Raw genomic sequence first — 23,772 nt, 5'->3', positions numbered from 1 at the left:
GACGATCAGGACGATCCCTGAGCATTTATAGGGCGATCTTGCTCTTCGTCGTCGCGGCATTTGGCTCACTGCCACTCGTCACCATACCGGTCTCCATGCAGAGTGCCGGTACTATTCGCCCGATCGTGGAGAAGACGCCCCTGATAGCGCCCGTCTCCGGACGCATCTCCCGTGTCCTTGCCTTTGAGAACGATCTCGTTGCTAAGGGGAAGGAAATAATCGCCTTTGACGATCATGTAATCGAGGAAAAGCTCAGCGGCGTTTTAGCCGACATTCATGCCAAGAGCGATCTTGCCCATGACTTCCAAACGCTGATTTCTTCCGGCGCAAGGATCAGCGTCTCGTCCCCCCTACAAACCGAATCCGCGACGGCTGAAAGGGTGCATTTTCTCAACTTGCTGCGCGAGAACCAATATGCGCGCAGTAACGCCGCGGCGGAACTCGACCGCGCAAAGCGACTTGTCTCGGCTGCTGCGGCGCCGGCGAAGGCCGTTGACGAGAAGGCTTTCGCTCTCCAAAATATCGAGGTCCAAGGGGAGATCCTCGTGCGACGCAAAACCGCTGATTGGAACCAGAAGCTCCTTGATGCTAACCTGCGCTTAAAGGAACTCACGGCCACCTTGCATCAGCTCGAGCACGAACGGGACCTGCACCGCATCCGCGCCCCAGTATCGGGTGCTCTCGAGCAGTTCTCCGGCCTCGCGCACGGAAGCTACGTTCAGATCGGGCAAACCGTTGGTTGGATCTCGCCGAACGACGATCTGGTGGCGGAAATCTACGTCTCCCCCAACGACATTGGCTTTGTGCAGGCTGGTCAGCCGGTGCGGCTCCAAGTGGATGCCTTTAACTACAACCAATGGGGTGTCATCAAAGCAAGGGTGCTCGAGGTGGCGCAGGACTTCACTCTGCATGACGGGAACCCGGTCTTCAAGGTCCAGTGCGCGCTCTCTCGCAGCGATCTCGCGCTAAAGAGCGGGGCCATCGGCCACCTGAAGAAAGGAATGACCGTGCGGGCTCGCTTTCTGTTGGCCAATCGCACTCTCCTGCAACTGCTCTACGACGAGGCAGACGATTGGCTCAACCCGATGCTGGCGGGGCGCTAATATTGTCCCAACAGTCAGCGAGCCTCCATGTCGAGTAAGGCCATTAAGTTCAAGCAGCGTGACATCACGGATTGCGGCGCCGCCAGCCTTGCTTCTGTCGCAGCCTTCTACGGCTACAAGTTGCCATTGGCGCGCATCCGCCAGTATGCGTCGACCGACCGCTCCGGTACGAGCGTGCTGGGGCTCACGGAGGCGGCGCAGAAGCTGGGCTTCATCGCGAAAGGCGTCAAAGGTGGCTTCGACAGCTTGTACAAGATCCCTAAGCCCGCTATCGCGCACGTCGTCAAGGAGGGCCTGCACCATTTCGTAGTGGTCCATGCGATCGACGCCAAGTGGGTTATCGTCATGGACCCGGCCTTTGGCGAAATCTGCAAAGTGCCGCATCAGGAATTCATGGAGCAATGGACCGGCGTCCTGGTTCTGCTGGTTCCGGCAGACACATTCAATCGCCGAGACGAGACCACGTCGCCCCTCGCCCGCTTCGCCCGCCTACTCGCGCCACACCGCATGGTGATGGCGCAGGCTCTCGCCGGCGCGCTGGTGACGACCGTCCTCAGTCTCTCGACGGCGATCTACGTTCAGAAGATCGTTGATCACGTGATCCCAGCGGGAAACCGCAACCTGCTCAACTTGATGAGCATCGCAATGCTGCTGATCCTAGTGATACAGATCCTGATCAACCTCCTAAGAGGCCGACTCGTCCTGCAGACGGGGCAGAAGATCGACGTCTGCTTGATCCTCGGCTATTACAATCACATCCTGGCCCTGCCTCAGAAGTTCTTCGACAGCATGCGCATGGGAGAAATCGTGTCGCGCATGAACGACGCTGTGAAAATCAGGAGCTTCCTGAACGACGTTTCGATAAACATGTTTGTTGACGTTTTAATGATACTGTTCTCGTTCGGGATGATGTTCATCTATTCTTGGAATATTGCTTTGATCGTGGCGCTCGCCATTCCAATGTACATCCTGGCATATTGGGCCATTAATCGGATGAACAGAAATCTCCAACGTGTCATCATGGAAAATGACGCCAAACTCGAGGCGCAACTGGTAGAATCACTCGGAGCCGTCTCCACCATTAAGACTTCCGGCGTCGAGAGCTTCGCAAACTTCAAAATGGAGACCCGCTTCGTAAAGATGCTGCATTCCGTTTACAGCTCCGGGCTGATCTCAATCTGCGGCGACAACGCCTCGACGTTCCTGTCGGTCCTGTTCACCATCGTGCTGATGTGGTTTGGAACCACGCTTGCGCTCGAACAGGCCGTCACGCCCGGCGAATTGCTGTCCTGCTATACGTTGCTTGGCTATATCACCCGGCCGGTCACCCGCCTGATCCAGACCAACCGGATCGTTCAAGACGCGTTTATCGCGGCGGATAGACTTTTCGAGATCTTTGAACTGGAGTCGGCAAGCAGCAGCGGCATCGATGCCACGAAGACCGATCTCGGAGATATTCGCCTGGAGAACGTCACGTTCCGCTATGGCGCGCAGGCGGAGGTTTTCAGCGATCTAAGCGTCTCCTTTCGCCAAGGAGAGTTGACGGCCGTCGTGGGTGAGAGCGGCTCGGGCAAAAGCACCCTTGCGGCTCTGCTGCAGAATGTCTACCAGCTTGAGGATGGATGCATTCGGATCGGCCGATATGCCCTCCAGGACCTCTCGAGCGCATCACTGCACAAGGTCATGGCTGCAGTACCGCAATCGATAGACGTCTTCTCTGGTTCCGTGATCGAGAACATCGCCCTGGGCGAGTTCGAACCGGAGTTCGATAAGATCGTACGTATCTGTGATCGAATAGGACTGCGGGAGTGCATCGAGCGCTGGCCCGGGCGGTTCCAGGCCCATCTGGGCGAGAACGGGGTTCGCCTCTCCGGAGGTGAGAAGCAGCGCCTCGCATTGGCTCGGGCCCTGTACCGGGATCCCGACGTTCTAATCCTTGACGAAGCGACCTCCTCCCTGGACTCGGCAGCCGAAGAGTTTGTGCTGCGGGTTGTGGAGGATCTGTCTCGCGCTGGGAAGACCATCATAGTCATCACTCATCGGTTGAGGACCGTTCGTGGGGCGGACAATATTGTGGTCCTGGACAAGGGGCGGGTCATCGAGGAGGGAAAGCACGCTGACCTGCTGAAAACTGATGGTCCTTACGCTCGATTGTGGCGGGCGCAAAGGTCTTGATCCGTGTAGGCCATGTCGGCTCGAAGCTGGGATTTTGTCCAAGTTGAAAAACGGTTGCGAACGTCATGGTTTATCGGCGACTGTTCGTCCTGCTTCGGCGGGAGGGAGAGCCGCCTGGGGTCAACCGCATCTACCCTCTCTATTGCGAAGAAGGACTTTTCGTTCGCAACCGGAAAGCCAGGCGGCATGCTGTCGGCGCGCGCGCCCCGGTCCTGGTCGAAGCGAAAGCCGATGCCCGCTGGTAGCTGGATTTCGTTCACGACCAGTTCGCTTGCGGAAGGCGGTTTCGCGTGCTCAACCATCGTCGACGATGTGACGCGCGAATGCCTGGCGGCGATCCCGGACACCTTGATCTTGCGTCGCCGCGTCGCTCGAGAGCTGACGACCCTCATCGAACGACGCGGCAAACTCGCAATGATCTCTCGGACAAGACCTCGAATGCCACCCTTGCCCGGTCGAAAGATCAAAAGGTCGAGTGGCACGACATCACGCCGGGAAAGCAGATGCAAAACGCTTATGTCGAGAGCTTCAACGGCAGATGCGCGACGAGCTGGTCAACCAAAGCAGCCTGTTCCTCGCCCGCCAAATGCACGAAGCGCCATTGCCGAATGCGCTGAGCAGCCAATACACGTCGCTTGATCAGTGCTTGTAAGATACGCCGGAGCCAAGAGGAGCCGTAACGAGTAGTGAACGCACTGTCATGCGGGCTCCTCCATGTCGCCCCCCCGCGCCAAGAGCTGTAAGGTCCCCTTTGATCGGCTTTGATTGCTGGCCAGATTAGCGAAGAATTCCGCCCTATATGAGCCATTTCAACCGCACTCAAACGCGCGCTACATCTGAATAGGTCTTAATTGTTGTTAAGCCATTATCGACCAGGCCAGTTCCCGCCTCGGCAAGCTTTCGCAGGTTGTCGAAGCCAAATCGATGCACGTCGCGGAGCGTCTTCGACAGTACGACGAGCCGCCCAGCCGTAAGTAATATCCGACCGAATCCCTCATGGTTCACAGTCAACACCGGTGACGCGATCAGTCCGGACTGCTCCTCTATAGCAAGTGCCACAGCGGCATAGAAGATCTCAAGCCGCCACTGCACCTCCAGGTCAGGTCCCCCGATGAGAGGAATCGCCCTACGCTGCTGCCTCGTCACGATGAAATCACAGACCAAATCGGTGTCCGATTTTTCTTGCCACAATTCAAAGGTGTCTTGAGCACGCATCAGTCGCAAGAGACACTTAACGAAAGGCGTGCCGAGAGCGTCTTTCTCATCTAATCGAGCATTGTCGGGGACAGGGGTGACGTTTGACATCAGCTTAAAATCCTCCTGAGTGCTGGATGCGGTTTAACTACGGCCACACCCGCCTCCGATAACACCTTCCTTAAAATGGTGCGACAAATGGGACCTGTGGCGGGACGCAACTTGGCCCGGCGAAAGACATAGCCCCCTCGAAGCCGGGCGGCCGCAACAACACCGGCAAGCGGCTGGCATGCGCCGGCGGGGTTGACGAAAAGCGCTTCACAAGCGAGATTTCCGTCTCGATATTTCAGTGGCGGTATGTTTCTCCGCGAACTCCAGATCCTCAACCGGACCTATTCGCCGCCAGGTCTAACACCGTGTCCTGGGCTTTCGGATTTAGATTAGGCGGGTGGAATCAGCTTCTCGAGGTCGACAAGGGCAGTGGGAGTATTTTGAGAGGCAGTGAACTTGCCGATACCCCCCTTTCCGTAGAGTGCGAATTGACGCAGACCTGCCATGTATTTCCCTTTCAAGATTCAAAAGACTTCGACCGTACGCGACACGTTCCACCAGGGGGATTGCTCGCCGCCTAGTTCTGGGAGTTCAAGACTCATGCCAGTCTCCTCCGGTGAGTTTCGGAACACGGAATCTGTAATTTTTCCAGCCTCTTAGCTAGCCTATGAAGGATTAATCGAGGACAGCATTGTCGTGAACCGGACAAGATGCGGTGGGGATCGTAACGGAGATGTAACATTGAAGAAATGGCATACCGGTGCAGCGGCGGAAGCCCATCTCTCCGGCCACGTCAGCAACCAAATGCCACTTAGGCGCAATGTCCGGGCGCTTGCGAGGTGCAGCCGGCCGATCTTCGCTGCTTGGCGATTAAACGGCGCGTCCCAGTGCTCCCTGGATCCCTGGATCCCGGCTTTAGACATGATCTCCTTCGTGCGTGAGACGATGGGCTCCGAAACCCGCATGCATCACTGGCCGAAGCTCCACTCCTCGATAGTTGGCGCCGTCGTTGGAGGGGAATGCCGCGGGCATATGGAATGCGGCATTGGCCGCCGCGACGCCGACAACAGCTCACCAATGCTATGAATTCCCACAGTGAACGGCGCTTGTTAGACGTAGCCGGCAAAGGAGAAGCTCACGAAGGTCAGACGGCCTTTCTGGGCTGGGCCTGGTCCGATGCCGACCGGATCGACCGGCTGCAAGGTTTGTAAAGACCGTTTCAACAACCAGCCCCTCGGCGCTTCGGCAGCGTGTATCTGAAGCTGCTGGCGTGCATCGGCCGCGTTCACTCTCTATTCGCCAGAACACGGCACCTGGGGAATCATCGCATCCGGCACGACCTAGCTGGCCGGTTCCGCCGGCGCCGGCAAGAGGATGACTATGGCAGGGACCGTCATGGAACAGCGCCCGCTCGGCATGACCGCTGAGGCGATTTTCGCTGTTCCCGGTCATTTGCTTTGCACAGCCCGGAAGAGCGTTTTTGGTACCTTATGCGAACGTTCGCAACTTTATCAGGGACAAGCGGGACCTGGCGGCAAGCGGGACGCCGAACGATATCGACTCCACCATCTTTGACGTTGCCAAAGATACGGTTCACTTCCCGCTTGCTTGCTTGCTTGCTTGCTGATGAAGTTTAGGGTGAGAATTGGACACCGCTAGTTATTCGCAGGATTGCTCGGCAAACGAACCAGACGGGGTGGCGCTCGACGAAACAATCGGCTTTTCTACCTGACCATCCCTCTGGCAAAATTGTCATCTTCGTGCTACATATTGGGCTTATCTGCAGTGCGAAGGTGACAAATGCCTACACCTCATAACCCTCCGGCCGCTGTGCGGCGCGCGCTGCGCAAACTGGGCGCAGACATCCACGACGCACGTCGACGTCGCCGCCTGCCTATGGCGGTAGTAGCCGAACGTGCCTTCACCTCACGCTCAACGCTTCAAAAGATCGAGGCCGGCGACACCAATGTCAGCATCGGCATCTATGCAGGCGTCCTCCAGGCACTCGGCCTGCTAGTTGGGCTGAGCCAAGTCGCCGACATCAGTAACGACAGCGTCGGCCAATCTTTGGCCAGTGCGGAGTTGCCCAAGCACGCTCACCCAAAGCGATCGCCGGGATCGTCACGCGATGGCTGATTTTGAAGTTCATCTCGACCTTCACGGTCACACCCGTCCGATCGGACTGGCGCGAAGCAATCGCGTCCGTGGTGCCGAAACGATCGTGTTTGAGTATGACCGTGCCTGGCTAGAGGACCCCGGCCGCTTCTCGCTGGAGCCCGCTCTAGCTCTGAGCCGGGGAGCGTTCGCCCCACCCGCCGGCCTCGCAAACTTTGGCTCTATTGGTGACTCAGCACCCGATACGTGGGGCCGACGCCTCATGCAACGCTCGGAAAGGCGCATGGCTGAGCGCGATGGCCGGGCCGTTCGTACGCTGGCCGAAAGCGACTATCTGCTTGGGGTCGCCGACGAGACACGGCTCGGCGCCCTCCGGTTCCGCCGGGTTGGCGACGAGGAATTCCAGGCGCCGATCCGTGCCGGCGTTCCCGCCCTCATCGAGCTCGGCCGCCTACTGCAGATCACCGAACGTATTCTGCGCGATGAGGAAACCGACGAAGACGTCCAACTTATCTTCGCGCCTGGCTCCTCGCTTGGTGGAGCGCGTCCGAAGGCTTCTGTTATCGATCAACATGGCCATCTCTCGATCGCCAAGTTTCCTAAGGAAACCGACGACTACAGCATGGAGACATGGGAAGAGGTCGCTCTGCAACTGGCTGAACAAGCCGGCATTGTCACGCCCCTCCACGAGCTCATCGACGTCGCCGGCAAGAAGGTCATGCTCTCGCGTCGCTTCGACCGTGATGGTGCTGTCCGGATCCCCTTCCTGTCCGCGATGGCGATGATGGGCGCAAAGGACGGCGAGCGTGGAAGCTATCCGGAGATCGTAGACGCCTTGGCCGAACACGGCGCGCAGGGAAAGACCGATGCGCACGCGCTTTATCGCCGCGTCGCCTTCAATGTGCTGATTTCCAACGTCGATGACCACCTGAGAAATCACGGCTTTCTGTGGCTCGGCAAAGCCGGCTGGTCGTTGTCCCCTGCCTATGACCTCAATCCAGTGCCTACTGACGTCAGGGCGCGCGTCCTGACGACCAACATAGATCTTGATGAGGGCACCTGCTCCCTTGATCTGCTGGAAGAAACTGCCGGGTTCTTCGCGCTCACGCTCGCCCAGGCTCGCGCGATCATTAAGGAAGTCGCGACCTCCACAGCAAGGTGGCGCGAGACCGCAAAGGCGGTCGGTGCGCAGTCAGCCGAGATCAACCGTATGGCTAGTGCGTTCGAGCACGATGATTTGCAGCGAGCGCTAACTCTATGAAGAGAGCCTTACTCCAAAGTTTCGACCCGCCCTCGGCCAGCCCGATCACTGAACCAAATTGCGGCATCGTTGCGTTGCAAAGATCGGGTGTCCGATAGTAACCTTCCGATGGTGCCTCAGTCAGCGTCTGAACCAGCGAGCGGTGGTCGCGAGCCCCTGACGCATCCGCCTTTTGGTCCTCTTTATTGTTGCCTTTTCATTGTAGAGAGCCCAGGTGCGGCCTCTCAGTCACGGACCGCCAAGGCGCGGTCGCGGCCAGCCACTGTCGTGTGCGGGCTTCGGGATCGGGGTTGCGGGTGATATCGGTGACCACGGCAGCGGTATCGGCGCCGTTTTCCAGTACCAGCGGCGCGCGCTCGGCGGTGATCCCGCCGATGGCAACGAGCGGCATCGGCCCGACACGCCGCCGCCAGTTCGCAATGCGTTCGACGCCTTGTGGCGTCCATCTCATCTCTTTGAGCACCGTGGGCCAGACCGGTCCGAATGCCACGTAATCCGGACGGGCGGCCAGCGCCGTCTCTAGTTCCGCCATGTCGTGCGTGGAAAGGCCGAGCTTCAGGCCGGCGCGGCCGATTGCAGCCAGATCGGCTGCCGCCAGATCCTCCTGCCCGAGATGGATGAAATCGCATCCCTCATCGATCGCGAGCTTCCAGTAATCGTTGACGATCAATCGGCAGTCCGCTGCCGCGCAGGCGGCTTTCGCACGCCGGATCTCCTCGCGAAGCACCGGCTCTGGCTGGTCCTTGATGCGCAGCTGGACGAGTTTGACGCCGAGCGGCACGAGACGCTCGACCCAGTTGGCGCTGTCGACGATGAGATAGAAGGGATCGAGCTTCATGAAAAGACGGCCTTTCCGATGACGGGAGTGGAAGGAACGGCCATGTCGCGCGGCTCCAGCGGCACGGCGCCATGCGCGATGCGGCCGGCATTGATGGCAAACGCGAAGGCCTCGGCCATGGCGGCGGGATCACCCGCGCCGGCAACGGCGGTGTTCAGAAGAACGGCATCATAGCCGTATTCCATGACGGCGGCGGCATGAGATGGGCGGCCGATGCCGGCATCAACGATGAGCGGCACATCCGGAAAATGTGCTCGGAATGCCCGCAGCGCCATCGGGTTCACCGCTCCCATGGCAGAGCCGATCGGCGCGCACCAAGGCATCAGGACGCGGCAGCCGGCGTCCAGCAGCCTTTCGGCGACGACAAGATCGTCGGTCGTATAGGGGAAGACGTGAAAGCCCTCGCCGGTCAGGATGCGTGCCGCCTCGACGAGGCCGAAAACATCGGGCTGCAGCGTATCGTGATGGCCGATCACTTCGAGCTTGATCCAGTCGGTGCGGAAAACATCGCGCGCCATCTTCGCCGTCAGCACAGCCTCCTGCACGCTGTGGCATCCGGCCGTGTTGGGAAGCACGCGCACATCAAGCTCGCGGATCAGCTCAAAGAAGGCGCCGCCCGCCTTGCCGCCGACGGCCTCGCGCCGAAGCGAAACAGTTACAATTTCGGTCTTCGATCGTCTCACTGCTTCCGCAAGCACGGCCGGAGACGGGTAGCGGGCGGTGCCAAGCAGCAGCCGGGAATGGACCTCGACGCTGTAAAGTTTCAGCATCTTAGCCTCCTTGCATCGGTGAGAGAATTTCAATGCGGTCGCGCTCGCCAAGCATGAAATCGACGCGATCCTCGCGGTGTACCAGTTCGCCGTTCACCGCGGTTGCGAGCCACCCGCCTTCGTAGTCCAGAGCGAGAAGCAGATCTGCGAGCGTCGCGGCCGCGACCTGTTGTTCCTCGCCATTGATGATGAAGGTCATGGCGCCCTCCTTTCCGTTTGTTCTGTTAGAAGAAGCCGCGCCACCTCTCCGGCCATGGCCGGCGCCAGCAAAAAGCCATGGCGATAGAGGCCGTTGACATGGAGGGTGTGTTTCTCCTGCGTCACGCGCGGTAGATTATCGGGATAAGCGGGCCGCACGCCTGCGCCTGTTTCCGTGACGCGTGCCTCGCCGAAGGCGGGATGCATCGCATAGGCAGCATTCAGCAACTCCATCAGCGAACGCGCGGTAATCGGCCCCGCATCGTCACTTTCGATCATCGTCGCACCGACCATGAAGCAGTTCTTTTCGCGCGGCACGATATAGATCGGGTGGCGCGGATGCAGCAGGCGGACGGGGCGAGAAAGGCTGACCTCGCGCGTTTCGACGCAGAGCATCTCGCCTCGAACACCACGCAATTCGGGCAGTTGGCCAATCTGGGCGGCACCGGTGCAGTCGATCACCCGGTCATAATGGGCAACGTTCGCATTGCCCGTGACGCCGAACACGAGAAGCACGCGGGCGTTCTCCAGTCCTGCCGCAAGTCCCGAGAGCGCCTGCCGTGGATCGAGGTGCGCTTCCTGCCGGAAGAACAACGCCCTGCGGAAGCGGCCGGCGAGATCAGGCTCCAGAGCTGCGATCGCCGCCTCGTCCAGCCATTCCCATCCGCTTGTGCGGCGGGAAAAGCGGTCCAGCTCGGCGGTATCTCGCCCACCCGCGACCACCAGCGTTCCTCGGCGTTTGACGTGGCCGGGCAATGCTGCCTCCCACCAATCGGCGGCATTACGACCGAGCGTCAGCACCGGTTCCTCCGCACTTTCCCGTTCGCACCACGGGGCGAGCATGCCGCCGGCAAGGCCGGAGGCGCCGCCCCCGACCTTGTCGGCCAGCTCCGTAAGGGTGACGCGGAAGCCTTGGCGATAAAGCTGCCAGGCCACGGTGAGGCCGGCAACGCCGGCCCCCTTGACAAGAACGCGCATGGTCATCCTCCAATCGGTATTTTAGCGGCCTCTACGACCGACATGTAAAGTTCGCCGCCCTGTCGGTATTTCGCCGCCATCGCGTCCAGCCCCTCCTTCTGCGCCTCGGCGCGGATGTTGTGCGATATGCGCATCGAGCAGAAATGCGCCACCTTGTGCGCTTCCTTCGGCAAGGTCTCGTCACGGTAGCTGCGGGCGGTGTCGGGATGGGAGGAATCATAGACGACGAAAGGCGGCTCGCCGGCGGTCGGATGGACGCTGATTCCGCGCATCGGCACGCGGACATGACTGTGGATAACTCCCGGTATGGATCTTCCGCGACACTGGCAGCGGGCCGGTGGTGACGGTTGGGGTGAAGTTTTTTGCGGCAATGTCATAGTTTGAGGCTCCAAATTGAAAGTTGGAGACCCAGTCAGCCGGAATGATGAAAAGACGCCGGCATGGATTCCACGCGTGAATCCGAAGCCTTGGAGCGCTTGCACCGTCCCTACGCCAGTATGAACTGGATCAGGTTCAACGGGTCACTGCGCCACAACAAGCAACACCTTATTGTTCAGCAGTATCTCAGCCCCTTGCCGGGCCCCCCTGGTGAATGCCGCCATGAAAGACCGGAGCTGCCCTTCTGTCAAGCAAGGCCTAATGCATATTTTTCTTGCTCGTCAAGCATGACGGCTTCCCGTCTAAAATCGCCGTTGAAACCGGAAGTCTCCGTGCCTCCGCTAATTGCATTTCACAAGCGCGATATGCGCGCCGCAATAGGAACCTAACTGGCGGATATTCGCCACCTCCACCGAGGCGAGAAATGCCGGGCCCGCCCGTTCCTTAAGACAGGTTCCTTCGGCCCGCGAAGGTGCTTAGCTTTGTCGATTGCGCAGGCTCTCAGTGCGCGAGCGCTTCCGCCACCCGAATCCCACCGGCTGGATCCGAATCGACCCCACAAGCAGCGCGATCACGCCGTCCCCGACGATCCATTATGCGATCTTCGTCCAAAACGTGAGCTCCATAGCAACAAGCCGGAGCGCTGGCCTCGAAATCGCGCCGTGCCACGACGTAGGAACGTCCTGAGCGGAAGCGGATGTCGACTGTCCTCTAGAGCCAATATCGGTTTCTCGGGGGAAGCTTCATGCGGTCGAGGCCTCATTTTTTTGGATATGGTACGCGCGTTGTACTATCGTGGCGGGAAATCCGGAGAGGGGCATGCAATATGGCCAAAGGTTGGTGCTGTGAGCAGCACCTCGGCTGATCATCGGGGCTGCCGCAGTAGGCGCTTCGGGCGGTATAGCCATTGCAGACTTCGAAATTCCTGAACTGCTAATCGCCGCGCTGTTTGAGGGCGTTATCATTGGCATGGCCGTTGAGCAGTTCCTAGCTACGATGAGCAAACAGGCTTGGCGGGAGAAAAACAGATGGCGCTCGGAGGAAACGCGCTGGAATGAGCGTGCCGTACTCGGACCCTGGCTTAAGACACCAGCTGCGGAGCCATTACGGCCGGTCGACGCCGCGGATCAACTCCGTATCGTGATGCGCTCGAAGTTCACCATCCAGCCATTGCTGAACAAGAGGGGAGCCCGGGTAGGTTTCGCATTCGTAACGTGAGCACTAATTTCAAGCTGAGGCTGAACATCAATGATCAAGCGATGACGCGGAACGTTGCATCAGGACAGTGGTTACGCTGGTTCGCTGCCAAGGCGGTTGGTTCATCTGCTGGTTCTTAGCTCTCTACCGGTCGACTTTCTCCGCTGCTTCAAGCGAAAATTCGGCGCGCAATACCGCCTTCTGTGCTCGCGAAAAATCGGCGGCGGCTTGTTCTGCCCGCTCTTGCGCGGCGCACCGGGCGTCTTTGCGCTGCGCAAGCGATCGGCCGGCATCGGCTTCATGGCTGCGCAATACGGATTGTCGCATCAACGCGTCCTGAAGCTTGGCGGCGGAGATAACGCCGCTCTTGCGCAATTCGTCGACGATAGGATTGCCTGCGGCCCGGCTTGCTGCCATGTCGAGCGCTTCGGAGGCTTTCGCTTCCCGCTCCCGCGCGTTTTCGGCGTCCGCCCGCGCCTCGGAGAGGCTGCGGGAAAGATTGTCCGCCCGCAGGCTGCGGATCTCCAGTAACTGCCTGAGAGACTTCAGCGCCTTCATATCAGCCGCTCAGGCACCGTTGTTCGTCGTCAGGATTTCCAGCTGGCCGCCCTTGATGACCTTGATGCTGTCGGCTTCCTGCCGGCTCAGCACGTCTTCGACGGCCTTGGTGAAGACGGAGGGGCCGCGCACCAGCACCAAGCCGCTGGCGGGATCTTCACGCAGTGCATCGTCCGGCAGTAGCGGGAACAGCGCGCGAATGGCGTTTTGCTCGGTCTTCCAGCTGCGGTCGCCGCGATCGAGGACAACGGTGGAGACCTCCTGCTTAGGCGCGATGATGATGCGGCTGCCGTCATAGGCGACGAAGAGATTGCTGGCATCGCCAAGCTTGACGAAGGCCTTGGCTCCGCTTTCTCGGACGGACCAGTGCTCGACCTTGCCGCTCAGCGTCCCGACTGTCGTGACCGGGATGCCAGACATGAAGGACAGCGTCTGGACGACATCGCCAAGCGGCAGGGAGACGACATCCAGGCGCACCTCCCGCTCGCCGGCGCCGGCTGATGGAGGAAAGGAGACCAGCAGTCCGATAGCGGCCATGTAAACAAAACGCGCAAACATCTGAGTTTACCTCACGATCCGGATGCCGCCCGACAACTAATGAACGAAGGAAATCAGGGGGCTGCGAAATCCAGTCTGTTAATAATTATCTGATCTACTGTTGCAGATCATCGGTCCGCTGGGAACAGGACGGATATCCATTTCGCGCAATTGTTGTACATATCGCGAATTAATAACTTTTTAACATAAGCTGTTGAATTCGATCCGGAATTCTGCAAGATTTTGGCCGCCAAAACCATGCAAGGAGTTCAAGACATGGCTACCAGCACTAGTACTTCGACACTCGATGCGGGTATCGGCTCGGCGATTTCCGCCTTCAAGTCGGCCCAGAACGAAGCGACCGCGCAGAGCCTGCAGGTTGCAACTGAAATCACCAAGATCAACGGCGTCGCAAACGCCATCAAGAAGATCGGCCCAGGCTGATTGAAACAATGGCGCGACGGGTTCGCCCGTCTCGCTTCCCCGCTCTCGAAGACAATAAAAGCCGCTCGACGGACGGTTCGGGAACAAGATGGCTATGAATCTAGATCCCTCTTCGCCGACATTCAGAGGTAACGCCGGCAACGCTGCGTCAGGCCGCGGCGGACCGGTCTTGCGTATCACGCGCGCCGGGCGCAGCTCCATTCTGCCGTTGACGGCGGAGCGGCAGGTTGTCGGCGGCAGCGCCGATTGCGACCTGATCATCCTCGGCGCCAAACCGGAACCCGCCTTTGCCATCAGTCTGCAGCGCTCCCGCGGCTCCGACGCGGTGTCGTTTACCGCGCTGCGGGATGACGTGGTGATCGATGGTCATTCCATCCCGCGTGATCGAACGATGAGCCTTACAAAGAGGCAGACCATCTCCTTCGACGGCACGGCCTGCGAACTCGAAGGTCTCGGCGCCGGGCGCGGGCGGTTCGCGCCACGCCGGATTGCGGCTGCCGGCCTTCTCGGGCTGGCGGCGATGCTTTTGCTGGTCGGCCTTTACAACAGCGACGCGCCGGCTCACGAAGGCCCGCCCGTCAGGGTTTCCGCCGCACCCGAACCGGCGCCGTCATCGGCGGCGATCGCTGCCGAAATCCGCCAGGCCATTCGTATGGCTCAGATTCCCCAAGATCTTAGCATCGTCGCCACCGCCGACGAAATTCGCATCGGCGAAGGATCGCGACCTCTCGGCCTGCCTGACAAGACGAAGCTGCGTAGCATCATCGCCTCGATGAGCCGGCGCGGTGGTTCCGTTTCCATCGTCGATCTCACCGCCCTCTCTTCCGGTCTCGACGGCTTCGTCGCCGCCGCCGGCTATACGCCAGTCAGGTTCATCATCGGCTCCGACGGCCGCCGCTACGAGGAAGGCGATGTCGTTGCGAGCGGCTGGCGGATCAAGGAGATCGGCAACGACCAGATGATCGTTTCCCGCGACAGTGAGGACGATACGGTCAATTTCGCCTCCGCCGGCAGTGCCGAGCCGAAGCTCGCCGAAATTTCCAGCAGCGAACAAGAATAGGCGATGGCGTCGGAAGCCGGATCATGAAGGTAAGGTCATCCGCCATCGCCATGCTTGCGCGGCGCACCGATATGCTGCTTGCGGTGTTTTTCGCCTCCGTCGTGACGATGATGGTGCTGCCGCTTCCGACAATCGTTCTGGACGTGCTGATCGCCTTCAATCTCTCCTTCGCTTTCGTGGTGCTGATCACCACGACCTATCTGAAGAGCGTGCTTGAAATCTCGACCTTTCCCGCGGTCATTCTGATCGGCACGCTGTTCCGCCTGGCCTTGACGATTTCCTCGACGCGGCTCGTGCTGGCGGATGCCGATGCCGGCGAGATCATCATGGCCTTCGGCGATTTCGTCGTTGCGGGAAATGTCGTCGTCGGCCTGATCATTTTTCTGATCGTGGCGCTGGTGCAGTTCATCGTGGTGACGAAGGGCGCCGAGCGTATCGCAGAGGTCGGCGCGCGTTTCACGCTCGATGCCATGCCGGGCAAGCAGCTCGCCATCGACAGCGACCTGCGCAACGGCCATATCACCACGGAAGCTGCGCAAAAGCGCCGGTCGCGTCTCGAACAGGAGAGCCAGTTCTTCGGCGCGATGGACGGCGCCATGCGCTTCGTCAAGGGCGATGCGGTCGCAGGATTGGTGATCGTCGCCGTCAATCTCATAGGCGGCCTGGCGATCGGTATCTTCCAGAAGGGGCTGAGCTTCGCCGAGGCTGCCCATCTCTATACGCTGCTGTCGATCGGCGACGGTCTGGTGTCGCAGATTCCGTCGATTCTGATGGCAGTCTCGGCCGGTATCGTCGTGACCCGCGTGTCCGATGACGGCAACGGCAGTCTCGGCAGCGATATCGGCCGCGAACTCTTCCGGGAGCCCCGCGCATTGGCGATTGCGGCGGCGCTGACGATCTGCGCGGGCTTCGTCCCGGGATTTCCGACGAGCGTGCTCGCCGCGATCGGCCTGTGTCTGGCGGGCCTAGCCTTCATGATTCATCGCCGGCGCGCGGGCCCTGCCGCGGCCGGATCGGCGAATGCCGTGGAAAGCGCCAATTCCTATCCGCTCGACAGGGCGAAATATGGCGATCCCGTCATCGCCACCGTCGCGGTGGAAACGCTGGCGCGGCTTGAGGCGATGCGGCTCGGCGAAATGCTGGACGCGCGGATTCGCCTGGCGGCGCGCGCCGTCGGCGTCTCCGTGACGGTGCCGACGTTCAACGCCGATCCCCGCATGGCCGAGGATCTGATCCATCTTCAGGTGGAAAATGTGCCCGCCGGCCTCGTCAACTGCGGTCCTGAACGGACGGCCGAACAGATTGCCGACGACATCGTGCGCATCGTCCGCCGCCATATCGGCGCCCTGTTCAGCGTCGACGACGCGGCACAATGGCTGGGGAGCCTCGAACCGCGTCTCGGCAAACTGGCGATCGACGTCGCCACCCAGGTGCCGCTGATGCTGACGGTCGCGGTCGTCAGGCGCCTGCTGGATTCCGGCGTGACGCTTTCCCAGCCGCGCGGACTGCTGGAAGTGATGCTGCACGCCGGCACCGATCACGCACCGGATGCCGTGGCCGAAATGGCGCGCGCCGCGCTGGTCAAGCAGATCGCCTTCGGGCTTCTCGACCGGCGCGGATTGCTGCCGGCGCTGGTGCTTCCGGCCGAATGGGACCACTTCATCCGGTCCTATGATGCCGCTGGAGCGACCGAGAAGATCGAGATAGCCGAAAGACTGCGCCTGCTGGCCGAAAAAGCCAGGCAGGCTCTCGAGGACACCAACGAGCGGGGTTACGATCCCGTCATCATCGTGCCGGGCGAATGGCGCCTGCTCACCCAGACGCTGATGATCCACCACAACTGCCGCATTCCGGTGCTGGCGGCGGCGGAGATCGACAGGGATATAACGATCGAAACCGTCGGAGAGATCGGGCAAATCCGGAACGCTGCCGGCTCCAAACAGAGGCCAGGCTCATAGAGCAGGTGAAGTAGACGAGACCAACTGGGGTGAATGCAATGTGTGGCGTAGATGGACAAAGGCCCATCGACTTCGACAGAACGTCCCGTTTCGACCTTGAGTCCGGTTGCCTTGGCGGCAGCAATAGGGCCGACACGGATTTCACCGCCATCCGAACCCGCAAGGTTTCGCCCTTCGAAGATTTCTCCGGCAACCCGCCGTTGCTAACTTCCTATGTGCCGAAGTCGCGGGAAACGTCGGAAAACGGCACTGAGTCCGACCCCAAGGATGTGCTGCGCAAGCACATCAACTGGCAGTCAGACTCCAAGAAGGTGGATCCATCCGACGAAAAACAGGCCACGACGGAAAAGCCCGACCTCTCGAAAGAGGGCAGCGTCATCGTGGTCAATGAGCCGATCGTCGTAGATGGAGGCGTGTTCGACGGCAAGGGGGCGACCTATACGGCCTCGTCCAAGCTCGGCAATGGCGGCCAGTCCGAAACCCAATCGCCGCTGTTCATTTTCAAGAACGGCGCGACGCTCAAGAATGTCAATCTCGGCGAGAATGGCACCGACGGCATTCACGTCTATGGCGGCCCGACGCTCGAAAACGTCAATTGGCAGAATGTCGGCGAGGATGCGCTGACGGTAAAAAGCGCCGGCGACGTCACCATCGATGGCGGGGCGTTCTCCAACGGCAGCAACGTCTTCCGCACCGACAGCTCGCTTGCCGGCGCGACGTTCCTGTCCCAGATCACGCTGGACGATGTGAAGAATTGTACGCGTGTGGGTGACAATCAATCGGGCGTTTGAGACGCCCGACGACTGGAACCGCAAATTGAGACCAAGCGGGCGCCTTAGGCTCCCGCTTTTTCATTGCCGGCCAGGCCCTTGCCTGCGCGGCGAGCTGCTACGCATTTCCGCGCCGATCTGCCGGCGCGCCGATTTCAGCTTCGGGTCGCCCTGAGTATCCTTGTATTCGCGCCGCGCCTCCGTCCTGGTCATCCGGTGTTCGTGCCTGAACAGCGCGCGCGAAATGCGAATATCGAAAAACGCCGCCGCTACCATGATGCCGGCGGCAATGACGAGGATCGAGCCGAGGAGATGGGCTGCCGCGGAGAGCGTGCATGCTTCTCTGCAAAGAGGCGACCAGAAGATGCTGTTGAGAAAATAGAGGATCGCACCGCCGCCGGCCGCCGCGAGCAGGACAAACTTGACGAGCCCCTTGACGAACTCAGCGATGCTCGCGAGCGAAAAAAGCCTCTTGATGCCCTCGAACGGATTGAGCCGGTTAAAATCGAAGCTCATATGTTTGAACGATACGAGAAACCCCTGCCCGTCGAGGATCGCGACCAGGATGGTTGCGGCAAGACCCATGGCAAGCGGCAGCCAGATGAGATCGAGCAGCGCCACGCCGGTTTCGCTCAAGCCGACAGTGACGGCGTCGGAGGGGTCGGCCCGCGCGGCGGAGTGTAGGCCGGCATCGAAACTGCGGGTGAAATCCTCGAGGATATCAGGCAAGCCCCAGGTGACGTAGACGGCGATGGCAAGGACGGAGATCGCAACCGGGATTTCCTTCGAGCGGGGAACCTGGCCCTCGCGCCGAAGACGATCGAGCTTCACCCGGCTCGGCGGCAGGGTTTTTTCCTCGGTATCGTCATTTTTGGCCATCGGTCACCTCCAGCATGGCTTTCGCCTCGTTGAATCCATCGATCCAGAGATCGTGGAAATAGCTGGAGATGAAGGCCGTGTAGATCACGAGGATGACCATGACCGCGAAGTTCTTGATGGCCGGCAGGCTGTCGTTCAGCGGGAATTGTTTGGACGAGCGGCCGACGAAGGCGAGCGACAATTCAAACGCGCAGGTGACGATCATGAACGGGGCGGCGAGTAACCCGGCCGCTTTGAACAGCCGGCCGAAAACGCCTGATATCATGTCGAGCGGATCGTCGGGGATAGTGGGCATGAGGTTGAAGAGCGGCCAGAGCTCGAACGACTTATAGAAGATCGTGACCAGATCGATGATGCCGCCGGCACTGACGAAAATCACCAGGGCGATCGACATCATCAGCGAGCCGAGCGGCGCGGTTTCCAGCGCGTTGATCTGGTCGAAGAGATTGGCGGCATTGGCGCCGCGATAGACATCGGTCATATCGCCCGCCGTCTGGGCCGCCCAGAAGGGAATGCCGAGCCCCATGCCGATCAGCGCCCCGAAGCAAAGCTCCTTCATCGAAAGGGCGGCCAGATCGAACCAGGACGTATCTCCGAGAGCCAGCACCGAATAGGCGAAGGCGACGGAGGGCGCCGAAAGGCCGATTGCCAGGCCGAAACGCAGAATGCCGACGATGCTAAACAGCGAGAAGATCGGGAAGATCAGCAGGATCCCGAGCGCACGCGCGGCGCCGAGCATGGCTGCGGCCGGTGCCGCGACCTCAATGCCGACGAGCGGAAGATGATCCGGCCCCATCCGCCTCGCCTCACTGAACCATGGTCGGGAAGTCGTTGAGGATATGAACGGAATGTTCGATCAGCGGCGTTGCCAGCACCCGGCCGAACAGCAGCAGGGTGATGGAGATCACGAAAATCTTGACGATCTGCGCGATGGTCTGCTCCTGGATCTGCGTTGCCGCCTGGAAAATGGCGATGATCAGCCCGAGAAGCGCGGCCAGGCCCAGAATGGGGCCGGCCAAGGCGAAGGTCGCCATGACGGACATGCCGATTTCGGCTGCGACCTGGTCTTCACCCATGACGGCAAGCCTTTCGCGTGGCAGGCACGTGAACCGGGGTTTTCGGGAAGGGGCGATGCTCACTGCGCATAGGACAGCACCAGACCTTCCAGCAATCGCCGCCAGCCATCGATCGAGACGAACAGCAGCAGCTTCAGCGGTGTCGACACCACGGTCGGGGACATCATCTGCATGCCGAGCGCCACCAGAATGGCGGAAACGGCAAAGTCGATCATCAGAAAGGGCAGATAGATCAGAAATCCGATTTCGAAGGCCCGCGTCAGTTCCGAAACGAGGAAGCTCGGCGTCAGCACGGTGATGTCATCGGAGGCAATGGGGGTTGCCGGCGCGTTTGCCCAGATCTTCTGCGACGCCTGCACGAAAAATTCGCGCACCTCGGCGTCGGAAAATTTCAGCATGAAATCCTTCAGCGGTGCCGCCACCTTGATCATGCCGTCCACCATGCCACTGACCGTGCCGAAATCGCCGCTATGGGCGAGCAGCAATTGCCAGCTGTTTTGCAGCACCGGGTTCATCACGAAGGCCGAGAGCACGATGGCAATCGCAAAGACCAGGAGATTCGGCGGCGTCTGTTGGATGCCGATCGCATTACGCACGATCAGCAGGACGACCGAAATCTTGGTGAAGGAGGTCGCGATCACGGCAATAACCGGCAGCATCGAGATCGCCGCCATCGCCACGAGGCTCTGGGCAAGAGGAAAGCTCTGTTCCATCAGTCGTGCAGCGCCGTGACGCGAACGGCGCTCAATCCATCCACGGAGATGATTTCGCCCCGTCCGATAACGCGGCCTTGGGCGATGATATCGACGGCGTCCGACAATGGCCTGTCGAGGTTGAACACATAACCCTCGCCGATCATTTCGAGTGTGCGCAGCGGCAACTCCAGCCGTCCTGCATCGAAGACCAGCTTGATCGGGATGCTGTCGACAGGCGACGGACGCGGCTCGCCCTGCAATTCCTGATCGACGGTTTCATTTGTCATGAAATGCCTCATTGGTCCGGTTGGCGTCGACAGGAGTGGTTCGGTGAGGACCGCGCCTTTGTCCGATCGCATGCAGGTTGCAAGGTAACGTTCACCCGTGATCGCGACCACGGTCTCCGGTGCCCCGCCATCGATGACGATGCCGTCCCCCAACCGCAGGGATTTGATTTCACTGACCGACAGCAGGGCATAACCGCGCCGGATGCTGACCGCCGTCGTCAGGACATTGAGCGTGCGGCGCGGCAGGCGGCTTGCCCAGCCGACCAGGCCGGCAAGGGCGGTTTCATCGAAGCGGCCGCTCAAGGGCAGGCTCATGCCGTTCCAGCCGATGTCGAAGCCGAAATTGCCGCTGACATCCGGCTGCGTCTCGGCGCCGATCTGCAGCAGCGACAGGCTCATGCCGATCCTATTCTCGATTGCCTCGAAAGCCTCGGCGAACAGGTGTTCGACCACGGCCGCCTTTTCAGACGGCGACAGCTTTTCCCATAGGAGCAGCGGTTCCAGTCTTTCCGCCAGCAGCCGCAATGCGCCGGCCGACGCAATCAGCATCTGCTCACGTTTACCGACGTGGCAGAGAATGCCGACCGGATCGGTGGTCCGCGCGGCTGCGATATCGGGGGCCAGCGGGCGAACGGAAAGCGTCTGCTCCCGGACCGGAATTTGCCAGGCGGCGCGCATCATCGTGCCGGAACGGGAAAAGAAGTTCCCGGCCATCGATGCGTGGGGCCATGCGGGCGCGGCGACATTCATCGGACAAGCTCATCGAGGGCTTCGACGATCGCGCCGAACGGCTGCGGCTTGCCCTGGCCGTCAAACAGGAAGCGCTGGATGAGGCCGTGTTTGGCGACGGCCTCGTCGACAGCGGCATCGCGCCCCTGGCGATATTCGCCGACGCGGATAAGCAGTTCCACTTCGTCATAGAGGGCAAGCAGGGCGCGCAGCTTGTCGGCTGCCTGGCGATGGCTCTCGCTCACCACCGCGCTCATCGTCCGGCTTCGGCTGGCCAGAACATCGATCGCCGGAAAATTGCCCGCCCTGGCAATCTTGTCGGAGAGCACGATATGGCCGTCCAGCAGCGACCTGGTTTCTTCGGCAATCGGATCGTCCTGCTCTTCGCCTTCGACGAGGACCGTATAGAAAGCCGTCATCGTGCCGTTTGCGCTGTTGCCGGCGCGCTCGAAGATCTGCGGCAAGACGGCGAATACGGAAGGCGGAAAGCCGCGCCGCACCGGCGGTTCGCCGGCAGCAAGTCCGACTTCGCGCAAGGCGCGGGCCATGCGGGTGACGCTGTCGATGACGAGCAGCACATGTTTTCCCTGCTCGCGAAAATATTCGGCGATCGCCGTTGCTGTCATCACCGCCTTGAACCGCTCCAGCGCCGGGCGATCGGATGTGGCGACAACCAGCGCCACATTCGACGGAACGCCTTCCGGCATGTTGCCGGCAACGAATTCGCCGACCTCGCGTCCGCGTTCGCCCACCAGGGCGCAGACGATCACATCGGCCTTGCTGTTGGCGACGATCTGGGACACCAGCGTCGACTTGCCGGCGCCGGGCGCGCCGAAAATACCGATGCGTTGGCCCTGGCCGCAGGTCAGCAATCCGTCCAGGGCAGCAATTCCCGAGGTAAACGGCTGGCGGATGGGGCGGCGCGACAGAGGATCGACCGGCTGGCCATAGAGCGGCTGCAGGAAGCGCGCGTCCTCGCCGCCGGGATTGGCGGAGGGACGCAGGACATTACCGTGTGCGTCGACGATCGCGCCGATTAGGAAACTGCCGACAGAGACCGTCGGTTCCCGGCCGGTCGGGATGATTTCCGTGCGCTGGGAGATGCCGCGGGTTTCGCCGTGAAGCGAGAGAAGCGCCGTCTCGCCGTCGATGCCGACGACATCGGCAAGGCCGATGCGACCCCTGCCCGGCTCATGCAGTTCACAAAGCTCGCCGATCCTGACCGAGGGGATGAGCGCCCGCACCAGCAGGCCCGACACACTCTTTACGCGGCCGCTCTGCCGCCGCACGTCCGTTTGTTCGAGTGTCCGCTCCATCCGAAGCAACGCGTCAACCATGGACGAGGGCCTCGGTCACGGTGGCGAGCTGGTCTTTCAAGCCGATCTGGCTTCGTCCCGCCGACGTCTCCAGAATAATCTCGCCGGCAGACATCAGCGGATCCGTTTCGATGGTGATGCGGTGATCGATGTCCGCAATTGCCCGGGCGATCATGGCGGCATCGTCGGGGGCGACATGCAGGACGATCTCCTGCGCCTCAGCGGTCTGGGATATGGCGTGGCGGACCAATCGCCTCGTGCGTTCGTCGGCCTCCATCGATCCGAGGATCAGTCCGACCGATTTCAGAACCACCGCCTCGACCCAGCTGTCGAGATTGGCAATTTCCCGTTCGGCTTTTCCGAGCGAGGCGGCAAGCCGTGCGGCGGCATCGCGAACGCCCTGTTCGAATCCGTCGCGATAGCCGTTTTGGGCGGCTTGCTCGCTGGCGGCTGCAAGTGTGGCCTGAGATTGGGCGGCGTCCCGTTGGGCAGCCTCCAGAATTTGCGCCGCCTCTGTGATCTGGCCGAAACTCTCCGCCGGAATGATGCGGTCGTGGCGTGCAAATCCCGAGCTCATCGTCCGGCGCCTTCCTTTAAGGCGGCGACCTCGTCGACGGCTGCCGCCGCCAGGGCGAGCGCCGGGCCCTTTAAGAGGGAAGCCGAGCCGTTTTCAGCCATGTCGCGCCAGCCCGCCGACCGCCAAGCCGCGGAGATCCGGTATTCGTCTGCCAGAAGTGCCAGCATCGACCAGCCATCGGCCTCGACGACCTGCCTTGCCTGCTCGCTCAACAGATCGAGCGGCGGCGTTGCCGCGGAAAGATTGATGTGGCCGAGAGCGAATGCGACCGCTTCCTCGCCGTAGGCGGCCCTGAGCCTCGTAAGGGTCGGGCGATCGACCGCGGGGCAGAAGGCTGCGAGATGATAGGCGAGGCCCGCCCGGAGCGCGGCCGTTGCGCGTCCGTCCGTGGCCATGGAAGTCAGGCGGCGGGCGCCGTCGGCAAACGTGGCGGGATCGCCATGGGCTTCCGCTATCTCAGTGAAAAGCCGCCGATGCAGCCGCGGCGACAGGGTGGATCCGTCGGCAAGGAGCGGCGCGATCCCATCCCATCGGGCGGCCGTCAGCATATCCGCGGAAAGCAGCGCTGCCTTGCGGATCCTCGCCGCATTCGAGATCGCCTCGCCGTCCGCACGCGGCGTGCGCATGC

24 protein-coding genes, 5 pseudogenes and 1 riboswitch are annotated in these 23,772 nt (G+C 60.9%); of the genes and pseudogenes, 10 read left to right on the top strand and 19 right to left on the bottom strand.

What is annotated here, in order from left to right; translation table 11 throughout:
* Positions 1–17 precede the first annotated feature (17 nt).
* The 3 genes and pseudogenes from ACD590_RS35825 to ACD590_RS35815 form a co-directional block, all read left to right on the top strand.
* Positions 18–1,103 (top strand): HlyD family secretion protein, encoded by a 1,086-nt coding sequence (locus ACD590_RS35825; protein WP_097622114.1) that lies wholly within the window; start codon positions 18–20, stop codon positions 1,101–1,103.
* A 27-nt stretch (positions 1,104–1,130) separates the two neighbouring features.
* Positions 1,131–3,278, top strand: a complete 2,148-nt coding sequence (locus ACD590_RS35820) for a peptidase domain-containing ABC transporter (protein WP_096771902.1) — start codon at positions 1,131–1,133, stop codon at positions 3,276–3,278.
* 71 nt (positions 3,279–3,349) lie between these two features.
* Positions 3,350–3,908 (top strand): annotated as a pseudogene (locus ACD590_RS35815) (integrase core domain-containing protein); the annotation flags it as partial.
* A 189-nt stretch (positions 3,909–4,097) separates the two neighbouring features.
* Here ACD590_RS35815 and ACD590_RS35810 read toward each other — a convergent pair.
* From ACD590_RS35810 to ACD590_RS35795, 4 genes and pseudogenes are all read right to left on the bottom strand, one after another.
* Positions 4,098–4,583, bottom strand: coding sequence for a NifX-associated nitrogen fixation protein (locus ACD590_RS35810; protein WP_007635973.1), 486 nt, complete (start codon positions 4,581–4,583; stop codon positions 4,098–4,100).
* 66 nt (positions 4,584–4,649) lie between these two features.
* Positions 4,650–4,819: pseudogene (locus ACD590_RS35805) on the bottom strand (nitrogenase molybdenum-iron protein subunit beta); the annotation flags it as partial.
* 16 nt (positions 4,820–4,835) lie between these two features.
* Positions 4,836–5,029: pseudogene (gene nifH / locus ACD590_RS35800) on the bottom strand (nitrogenase reductase); the annotation flags it as partial.
* Between the two features lie 603 nt (positions 5,030–5,632).
* Positions 5,633–5,812, bottom strand: a complete 180-nt coding sequence (locus ACD590_RS35795; RefSeq protein ID WP_096771904.1) for a hypothetical protein — start codon at positions 5,810–5,812, stop codon at positions 5,633–5,635.
* Positions 5,813–6,323: 511 nt separating this feature from the next.
* Between ACD590_RS35795 and ACD590_RS35790 the strand changes: the two genes are divergently transcribed.
* Both ACD590_RS35790 and ACD590_RS35785 read left to right on the top strand, forming a co-directional pair.
* Positions 6,324–6,659, top strand: a complete 336-nt coding sequence (locus tag ACD590_RS35790; protein WP_007635986.1) for a helix-turn-helix domain-containing protein — start codon at positions 6,324–6,326, stop codon at positions 6,657–6,659.
* Positions 6,652–7,899: a type II toxin-antitoxin system HipA family toxin gene (locus ACD590_RS35785; protein WP_096771906.1), complete on the top strand. Its 1,248-nt coding sequence runs from the start codon at positions 6,652–6,654 to the stop codon at positions 7,897–7,899. Before ACD590_RS35790 ends, ACD590_RS35785 begins: the two co-directional genes overlap by 8 nt.
* A 196-nt stretch (positions 7,900–8,095) precedes the next feature.
* Here ACD590_RS35785 and ACD590_RS35780 read toward each other — a convergent pair whose 3' ends face one another.
* The 5 genes and pseudogenes from ACD590_RS35780 to ACD590_RS35760 all read right to left on the bottom strand — a co-directional run.
* Complete coding sequence (locus tag ACD590_RS35780; RefSeq protein WP_096771907.1) at positions 8,096–8,737, bottom strand: thiamine phosphate synthase; 642 nt, start codon at positions 8,735–8,737, stop codon at positions 8,096–8,098.
* Positions 8,734–9,507, bottom strand: coding sequence for a thiazole synthase (locus ACD590_RS35775; RefSeq protein ID WP_096771908.1), 774 nt, complete (start codon positions 9,505–9,507; stop codon positions 8,734–8,736). Before ACD590_RS35775 ends, ACD590_RS35780 begins: the two co-directional genes overlap by 4 nt.
* Position 9,508: 1 nt before the next feature.
* Positions 9,509–9,706, bottom strand: a complete 198-nt coding sequence (thiS, locus tag ACD590_RS35770) for a sulfur carrier protein ThiS (protein WP_007635990.1) — start codon at positions 9,704–9,706, stop codon at positions 9,509–9,511.
* The gene (gene thiO / locus ACD590_RS35765) at positions 9,703–10,683 is read right to left on the bottom strand and encodes a glycine oxidase ThiO (protein WP_007635991.1); all 981 of its coding nucleotides are present in this window, start codon (positions 10,681–10,683) and stop codon (positions 9,703–9,705) included. The genes thiS and thiO overlap by 4 nt, the downstream gene beginning before the upstream one ends.
* A 2-nt stretch (positions 10,684–10,685) precedes the next feature.
* Positions 10,686–10,898, bottom strand: a pseudogene (locus ACD590_RS35760) (phosphomethylpyrimidine synthase ThiC); the annotation flags it as partial.
* Positions 10,899–11,149: 251 nt separating this feature from the next.
* Positions 11,150–11,280: riboswitch (TPP riboswitch) on the bottom strand.
* 642 nt (positions 11,281–11,922) lie between these two features.
* Here ACD590_RS35760 and ACD590_RS35755 point away from each other — a divergent pair.
* A pseudogene (locus tag ACD590_RS35755) lies at positions 11,923–12,258 on the top strand (DUF2726 domain-containing protein); the annotation flags it as partial.
* A gap of 144 nt (positions 12,259–12,402) precedes the next feature.
* Here the strand turns inward: ACD590_RS35755 and ACD590_RS35750 are convergent.
* A complete protein-coding gene (locus ACD590_RS35750; protein WP_054186188.1) occupies positions 12,403–12,816 on the bottom strand; it encodes a hypothetical protein in 414 nt (137 codons plus the stop codon).
* Positions 12,817–12,825: 9 nt separating this feature from the next.
* Positions 12,826–13,374, bottom strand: a complete 549-nt coding sequence (locus tag ACD590_RS35745; RefSeq protein WP_054186187.1) for a hypothetical protein — start codon at positions 13,372–13,374, stop codon at positions 12,826–12,828.
* 255 nt (positions 13,375–13,629) lie between these two features.
* On the opposite strand from ACD590_RS35745, the gene ACD590_RS35740 reads away from it, so the two are divergent.
* From ACD590_RS35740 to ACD590_RS35725, 4 genes are all read left to right on the top strand, one after another.
* Complete coding sequence (locus ACD590_RS35740) at positions 13,630–13,797, top strand: hypothetical protein (protein WP_007636000.1); 168 nt, start codon at positions 13,630–13,632, stop codon at positions 13,795–13,797.
* Between the two features lie 88 nt (positions 13,798–13,885).
* Positions 13,886–14,857 carry a SctD/MshK family protein gene (locus tag ACD590_RS35735; RefSeq protein ID WP_096771910.1) on the top strand — a complete coding sequence of 324 codons (972 nt, stop codon included), beginning with the start codon at positions 13,886–13,888 and terminating at the stop codon, positions 14,855–14,857.
* A gap of 23 nt (positions 14,858–14,880) precedes the next feature.
* Positions 14,881–16,815, top strand: a complete 1,935-nt coding sequence (locus ACD590_RS35730) for a flagellar biosynthesis protein FlhA (RefSeq protein ID WP_096771911.1) — start codon at positions 14,881–14,883, stop codon at positions 16,813–16,815.
* 38 nt (positions 16,816–16,853) lie between these two features.
* Complete coding sequence (locus tag ACD590_RS35725; RefSeq protein ID WP_096771912.1) at positions 16,854–17,606, top strand: pectate lyase; 753 nt, start codon at positions 16,854–16,856, stop codon at positions 17,604–17,606.
* Positions 17,607–17,666: 60 nt separating this feature from the next.
* Here ACD590_RS35725 and ACD590_RS35720 read toward each other — a convergent pair whose 3' ends face one another.
* The 8 genes from ACD590_RS35720 to ACD590_RS35685 are packed head-to-tail and all read right to left on the bottom strand — an operon-like array spanning position 17,667 to position 23,770.
* Complete coding sequence (locus ACD590_RS35720) at positions 17,667–18,464, bottom strand: EscU/YscU/HrcU family type III secretion system export apparatus switch protein (protein WP_096771913.1); 798 nt, start codon at positions 18,462–18,464, stop codon at positions 17,667–17,669.
* Positions 18,451–19,260: an EscT/YscT/HrcT family type III secretion system export apparatus protein gene (locus ACD590_RS35715; protein WP_096771914.1), complete on the bottom strand. Its 810-nt coding sequence runs from the start codon at positions 19,258–19,260 to the stop codon at positions 18,451–18,453. The genes ACD590_RS35720 and ACD590_RS35715 overlap by 14 nt, the downstream gene beginning before the upstream one ends.
* A gap of 10 nt (positions 19,261–19,270) precedes the next feature.
* Positions 19,271–19,540, bottom strand: coding sequence for a flagellar biosynthetic protein FliQ (locus tag ACD590_RS35710; RefSeq protein WP_004672590.1), 270 nt, complete (start codon positions 19,538–19,540; stop codon positions 19,271–19,273).
* 59 nt (positions 19,541–19,599) lie between these two features.
* On the bottom strand, positions 19,600–20,253 hold the full coding sequence (gene sctR / locus ACD590_RS35705; RefSeq protein WP_088396743.1) for a type III secretion system export apparatus subunit SctR: 654 nt from the start codon (positions 20,251–20,253) through the stop codon (positions 19,600–19,602).
* Positions 20,253–21,272 carry a FliM/FliN family flagellar motor switch protein gene (locus ACD590_RS35700; protein WP_096771915.1) on the bottom strand — a complete coding sequence of 340 codons (1,020 nt, stop codon included), beginning with the start codon at positions 21,270–21,272 and terminating at the stop codon, positions 20,253–20,255. Before ACD590_RS35700 ends, sctR begins: the two co-directional genes overlap by 1 nt.
* The gene (locus ACD590_RS35695; protein ID WP_088396741.1) at positions 21,269–22,588 is read right to left on the bottom strand and encodes a FliI/YscN family ATPase; all 1,320 of its coding nucleotides are present in this window, start codon (positions 22,586–22,588) and stop codon (positions 21,269–21,271) included. The genes ACD590_RS35700 and ACD590_RS35695 overlap by 4 nt, the downstream gene beginning before the upstream one ends.
* On the bottom strand, positions 22,581–23,144 hold the full coding sequence (sctL, locus tag ACD590_RS35690) for a type III secretion system stator protein SctL (protein WP_096771916.1): 564 nt from the start codon (positions 23,142–23,144) through the stop codon (positions 22,581–22,583). Before sctL ends, ACD590_RS35695 begins: the two co-directional genes overlap by 8 nt.
* The gene (locus tag ACD590_RS35685; protein ID WP_088396739.1) at positions 23,141–23,770 is read right to left on the bottom strand and encodes a hypothetical protein; all 630 of its coding nucleotides are present in this window, start codon (positions 23,768–23,770) and stop codon (positions 23,141–23,143) included. The genes sctL and ACD590_RS35685 overlap by 4 nt, the downstream gene beginning before the upstream one ends.
* Positions 23,771–23,772 lie beyond the last annotated feature (2 nt).

Source organism: Rhizobium sp. 862_C5_N1_2 (assembly GCF_051811205.1).
Classification (GTDB): Bacteria; Pseudomonadota; Alphaproteobacteria; order Rhizobiales; family Rhizobiaceae; genus Rhizobium; species Rhizobium leguminosarum.
The sequence above is the reverse complement of the archived record's forward strand: the minus strand, read 5'-3'. Positions and strand labels throughout refer to the sequence as shown.

Coding starts and splice junctions, on each gene's coding strand:
- ACD590_RS35710 (WP_004672590.1), bottom strand. CDS start 19,540: ATGGGTGAAGACCAGGTCGCAGCCGAAATCGGCATGTCCGTCATGGCG.
- thiS (WP_007635990.1), bottom strand. CDS start 9,706: ATGACCTTCATCATCAATGGCGAGGAACAACAGGTCGCGGCCGCGACG.
- ACD590_RS35685 (WP_088396739.1), bottom strand. CDS start 23,770: ATGCGCACGCCGCGTGCGGACGGCGAGGCGATCTCGAATGCGGCGAGG.
- ACD590_RS35720 (WP_096771913.1), bottom strand. CDS start 18,464: ATGGCCAAAAATGACGATACCGAGGAAAAAACCCTGCCGCCGAGCCGG.
- thiO (WP_007635991.1), bottom strand. CDS start 10,683: ATGCGCGTTCTTGTCAAGGGGGCCGGCGTTGCCGGCCTCACCGTGGCC.
- ACD590_RS35785 (WP_096771906.1), top strand. CDS start 6,652: ATGGCTGATTTTGAAGTTCATCTCGACCTTCACGGTCACACCCGTCCG.
- ACD590_RS35745 (WP_054186187.1), bottom strand. CDS start 13,374: ATGTTTGCGCGTTTTGTTTACATGGCCGCTATCGGACTGCTGGTCTCC.
- ACD590_RS35735 (WP_096771910.1), top strand. CDS start 13,886: ATGGCTATGAATCTAGATCCCTCTTCGCCGACATTCAGAGGTAACGCC.
- ACD590_RS35750 (WP_054186188.1), bottom strand. CDS start 12,816: ATGAAGGCGCTGAAGTCTCTCAGGCAGTTACTGGAGATCCGCAGCCTG.
- ACD590_RS35775 (WP_096771908.1), bottom strand. CDS start 9,507: ATGCTGAAACTTTACAGCGTCGAGGTCCATTCCCGGCTGCTGCTTGGC.
- ACD590_RS35700 (WP_096771915.1), bottom strand. CDS start 21,272: ATGAATGTCGCCGCGCCCGCATGGCCCCACGCATCGATGGCCGGGAAC.
- ACD590_RS35695 (WP_088396741.1), bottom strand. CDS start 22,588: ATGGTTGACGCGTTGCTTCGGATGGAGCGGACACTCGAACAAACGGAC.
- ACD590_RS35740 (WP_007636000.1), top strand. CDS start 13,630: ATGGCTACCAGCACTAGTACTTCGACACTCGATGCGGGTATCGGCTCG.
- ACD590_RS35715 (WP_096771914.1), bottom strand. CDS start 19,260: ATGGGGCCGGATCATCTTCCGCTCGTCGGCATTGAGGTCGCGGCACCG.
- ACD590_RS35810 (WP_007635973.1), bottom strand. CDS start 4,583: ATGTCAAACGTCACCCCTGTCCCCGACAATGCTCGATTAGATGAGAAA.
- ACD590_RS35790 (WP_007635986.1), top strand. CDS start 6,324: ATGCCTACACCTCATAACCCTCCGGCCGCTGTGCGGCGCGCGCTGCGC.
- sctL (WP_096771916.1), bottom strand. CDS start 23,144: ATGAGCTCGGGATTTGCACGCCACGACCGCATCATTCCGGCGGAGAGT.
- sctR (WP_088396743.1), bottom strand. CDS start 20,253: ATGGAACAGAGCTTTCCTCTTGCCCAGAGCCTCGTGGCGATGGCGGCG.
- ACD590_RS35730 (WP_096771911.1), top strand. CDS start 14,881: ATGAAGGTAAGGTCATCCGCCATCGCCATGCTTGCGCGGCGCACCGAT.
- ACD590_RS35725 (WP_096771912.1), top strand. CDS start 16,854: ATGTGTGGCGTAGATGGACAAAGGCCCATCGACTTCGACAGAACGTCC.
- ACD590_RS35820 (WP_096771902.1), top strand. CDS start 1,131: ATGTCGAGTAAGGCCATTAAGTTCAAGCAGCGTGACATCACGGATTGC.
- ACD590_RS35780 (WP_096771907.1), bottom strand. CDS start 8,737: ATGAAGCTCGATCCCTTCTATCTCATCGTCGACAGCGCCAACTGGGTC.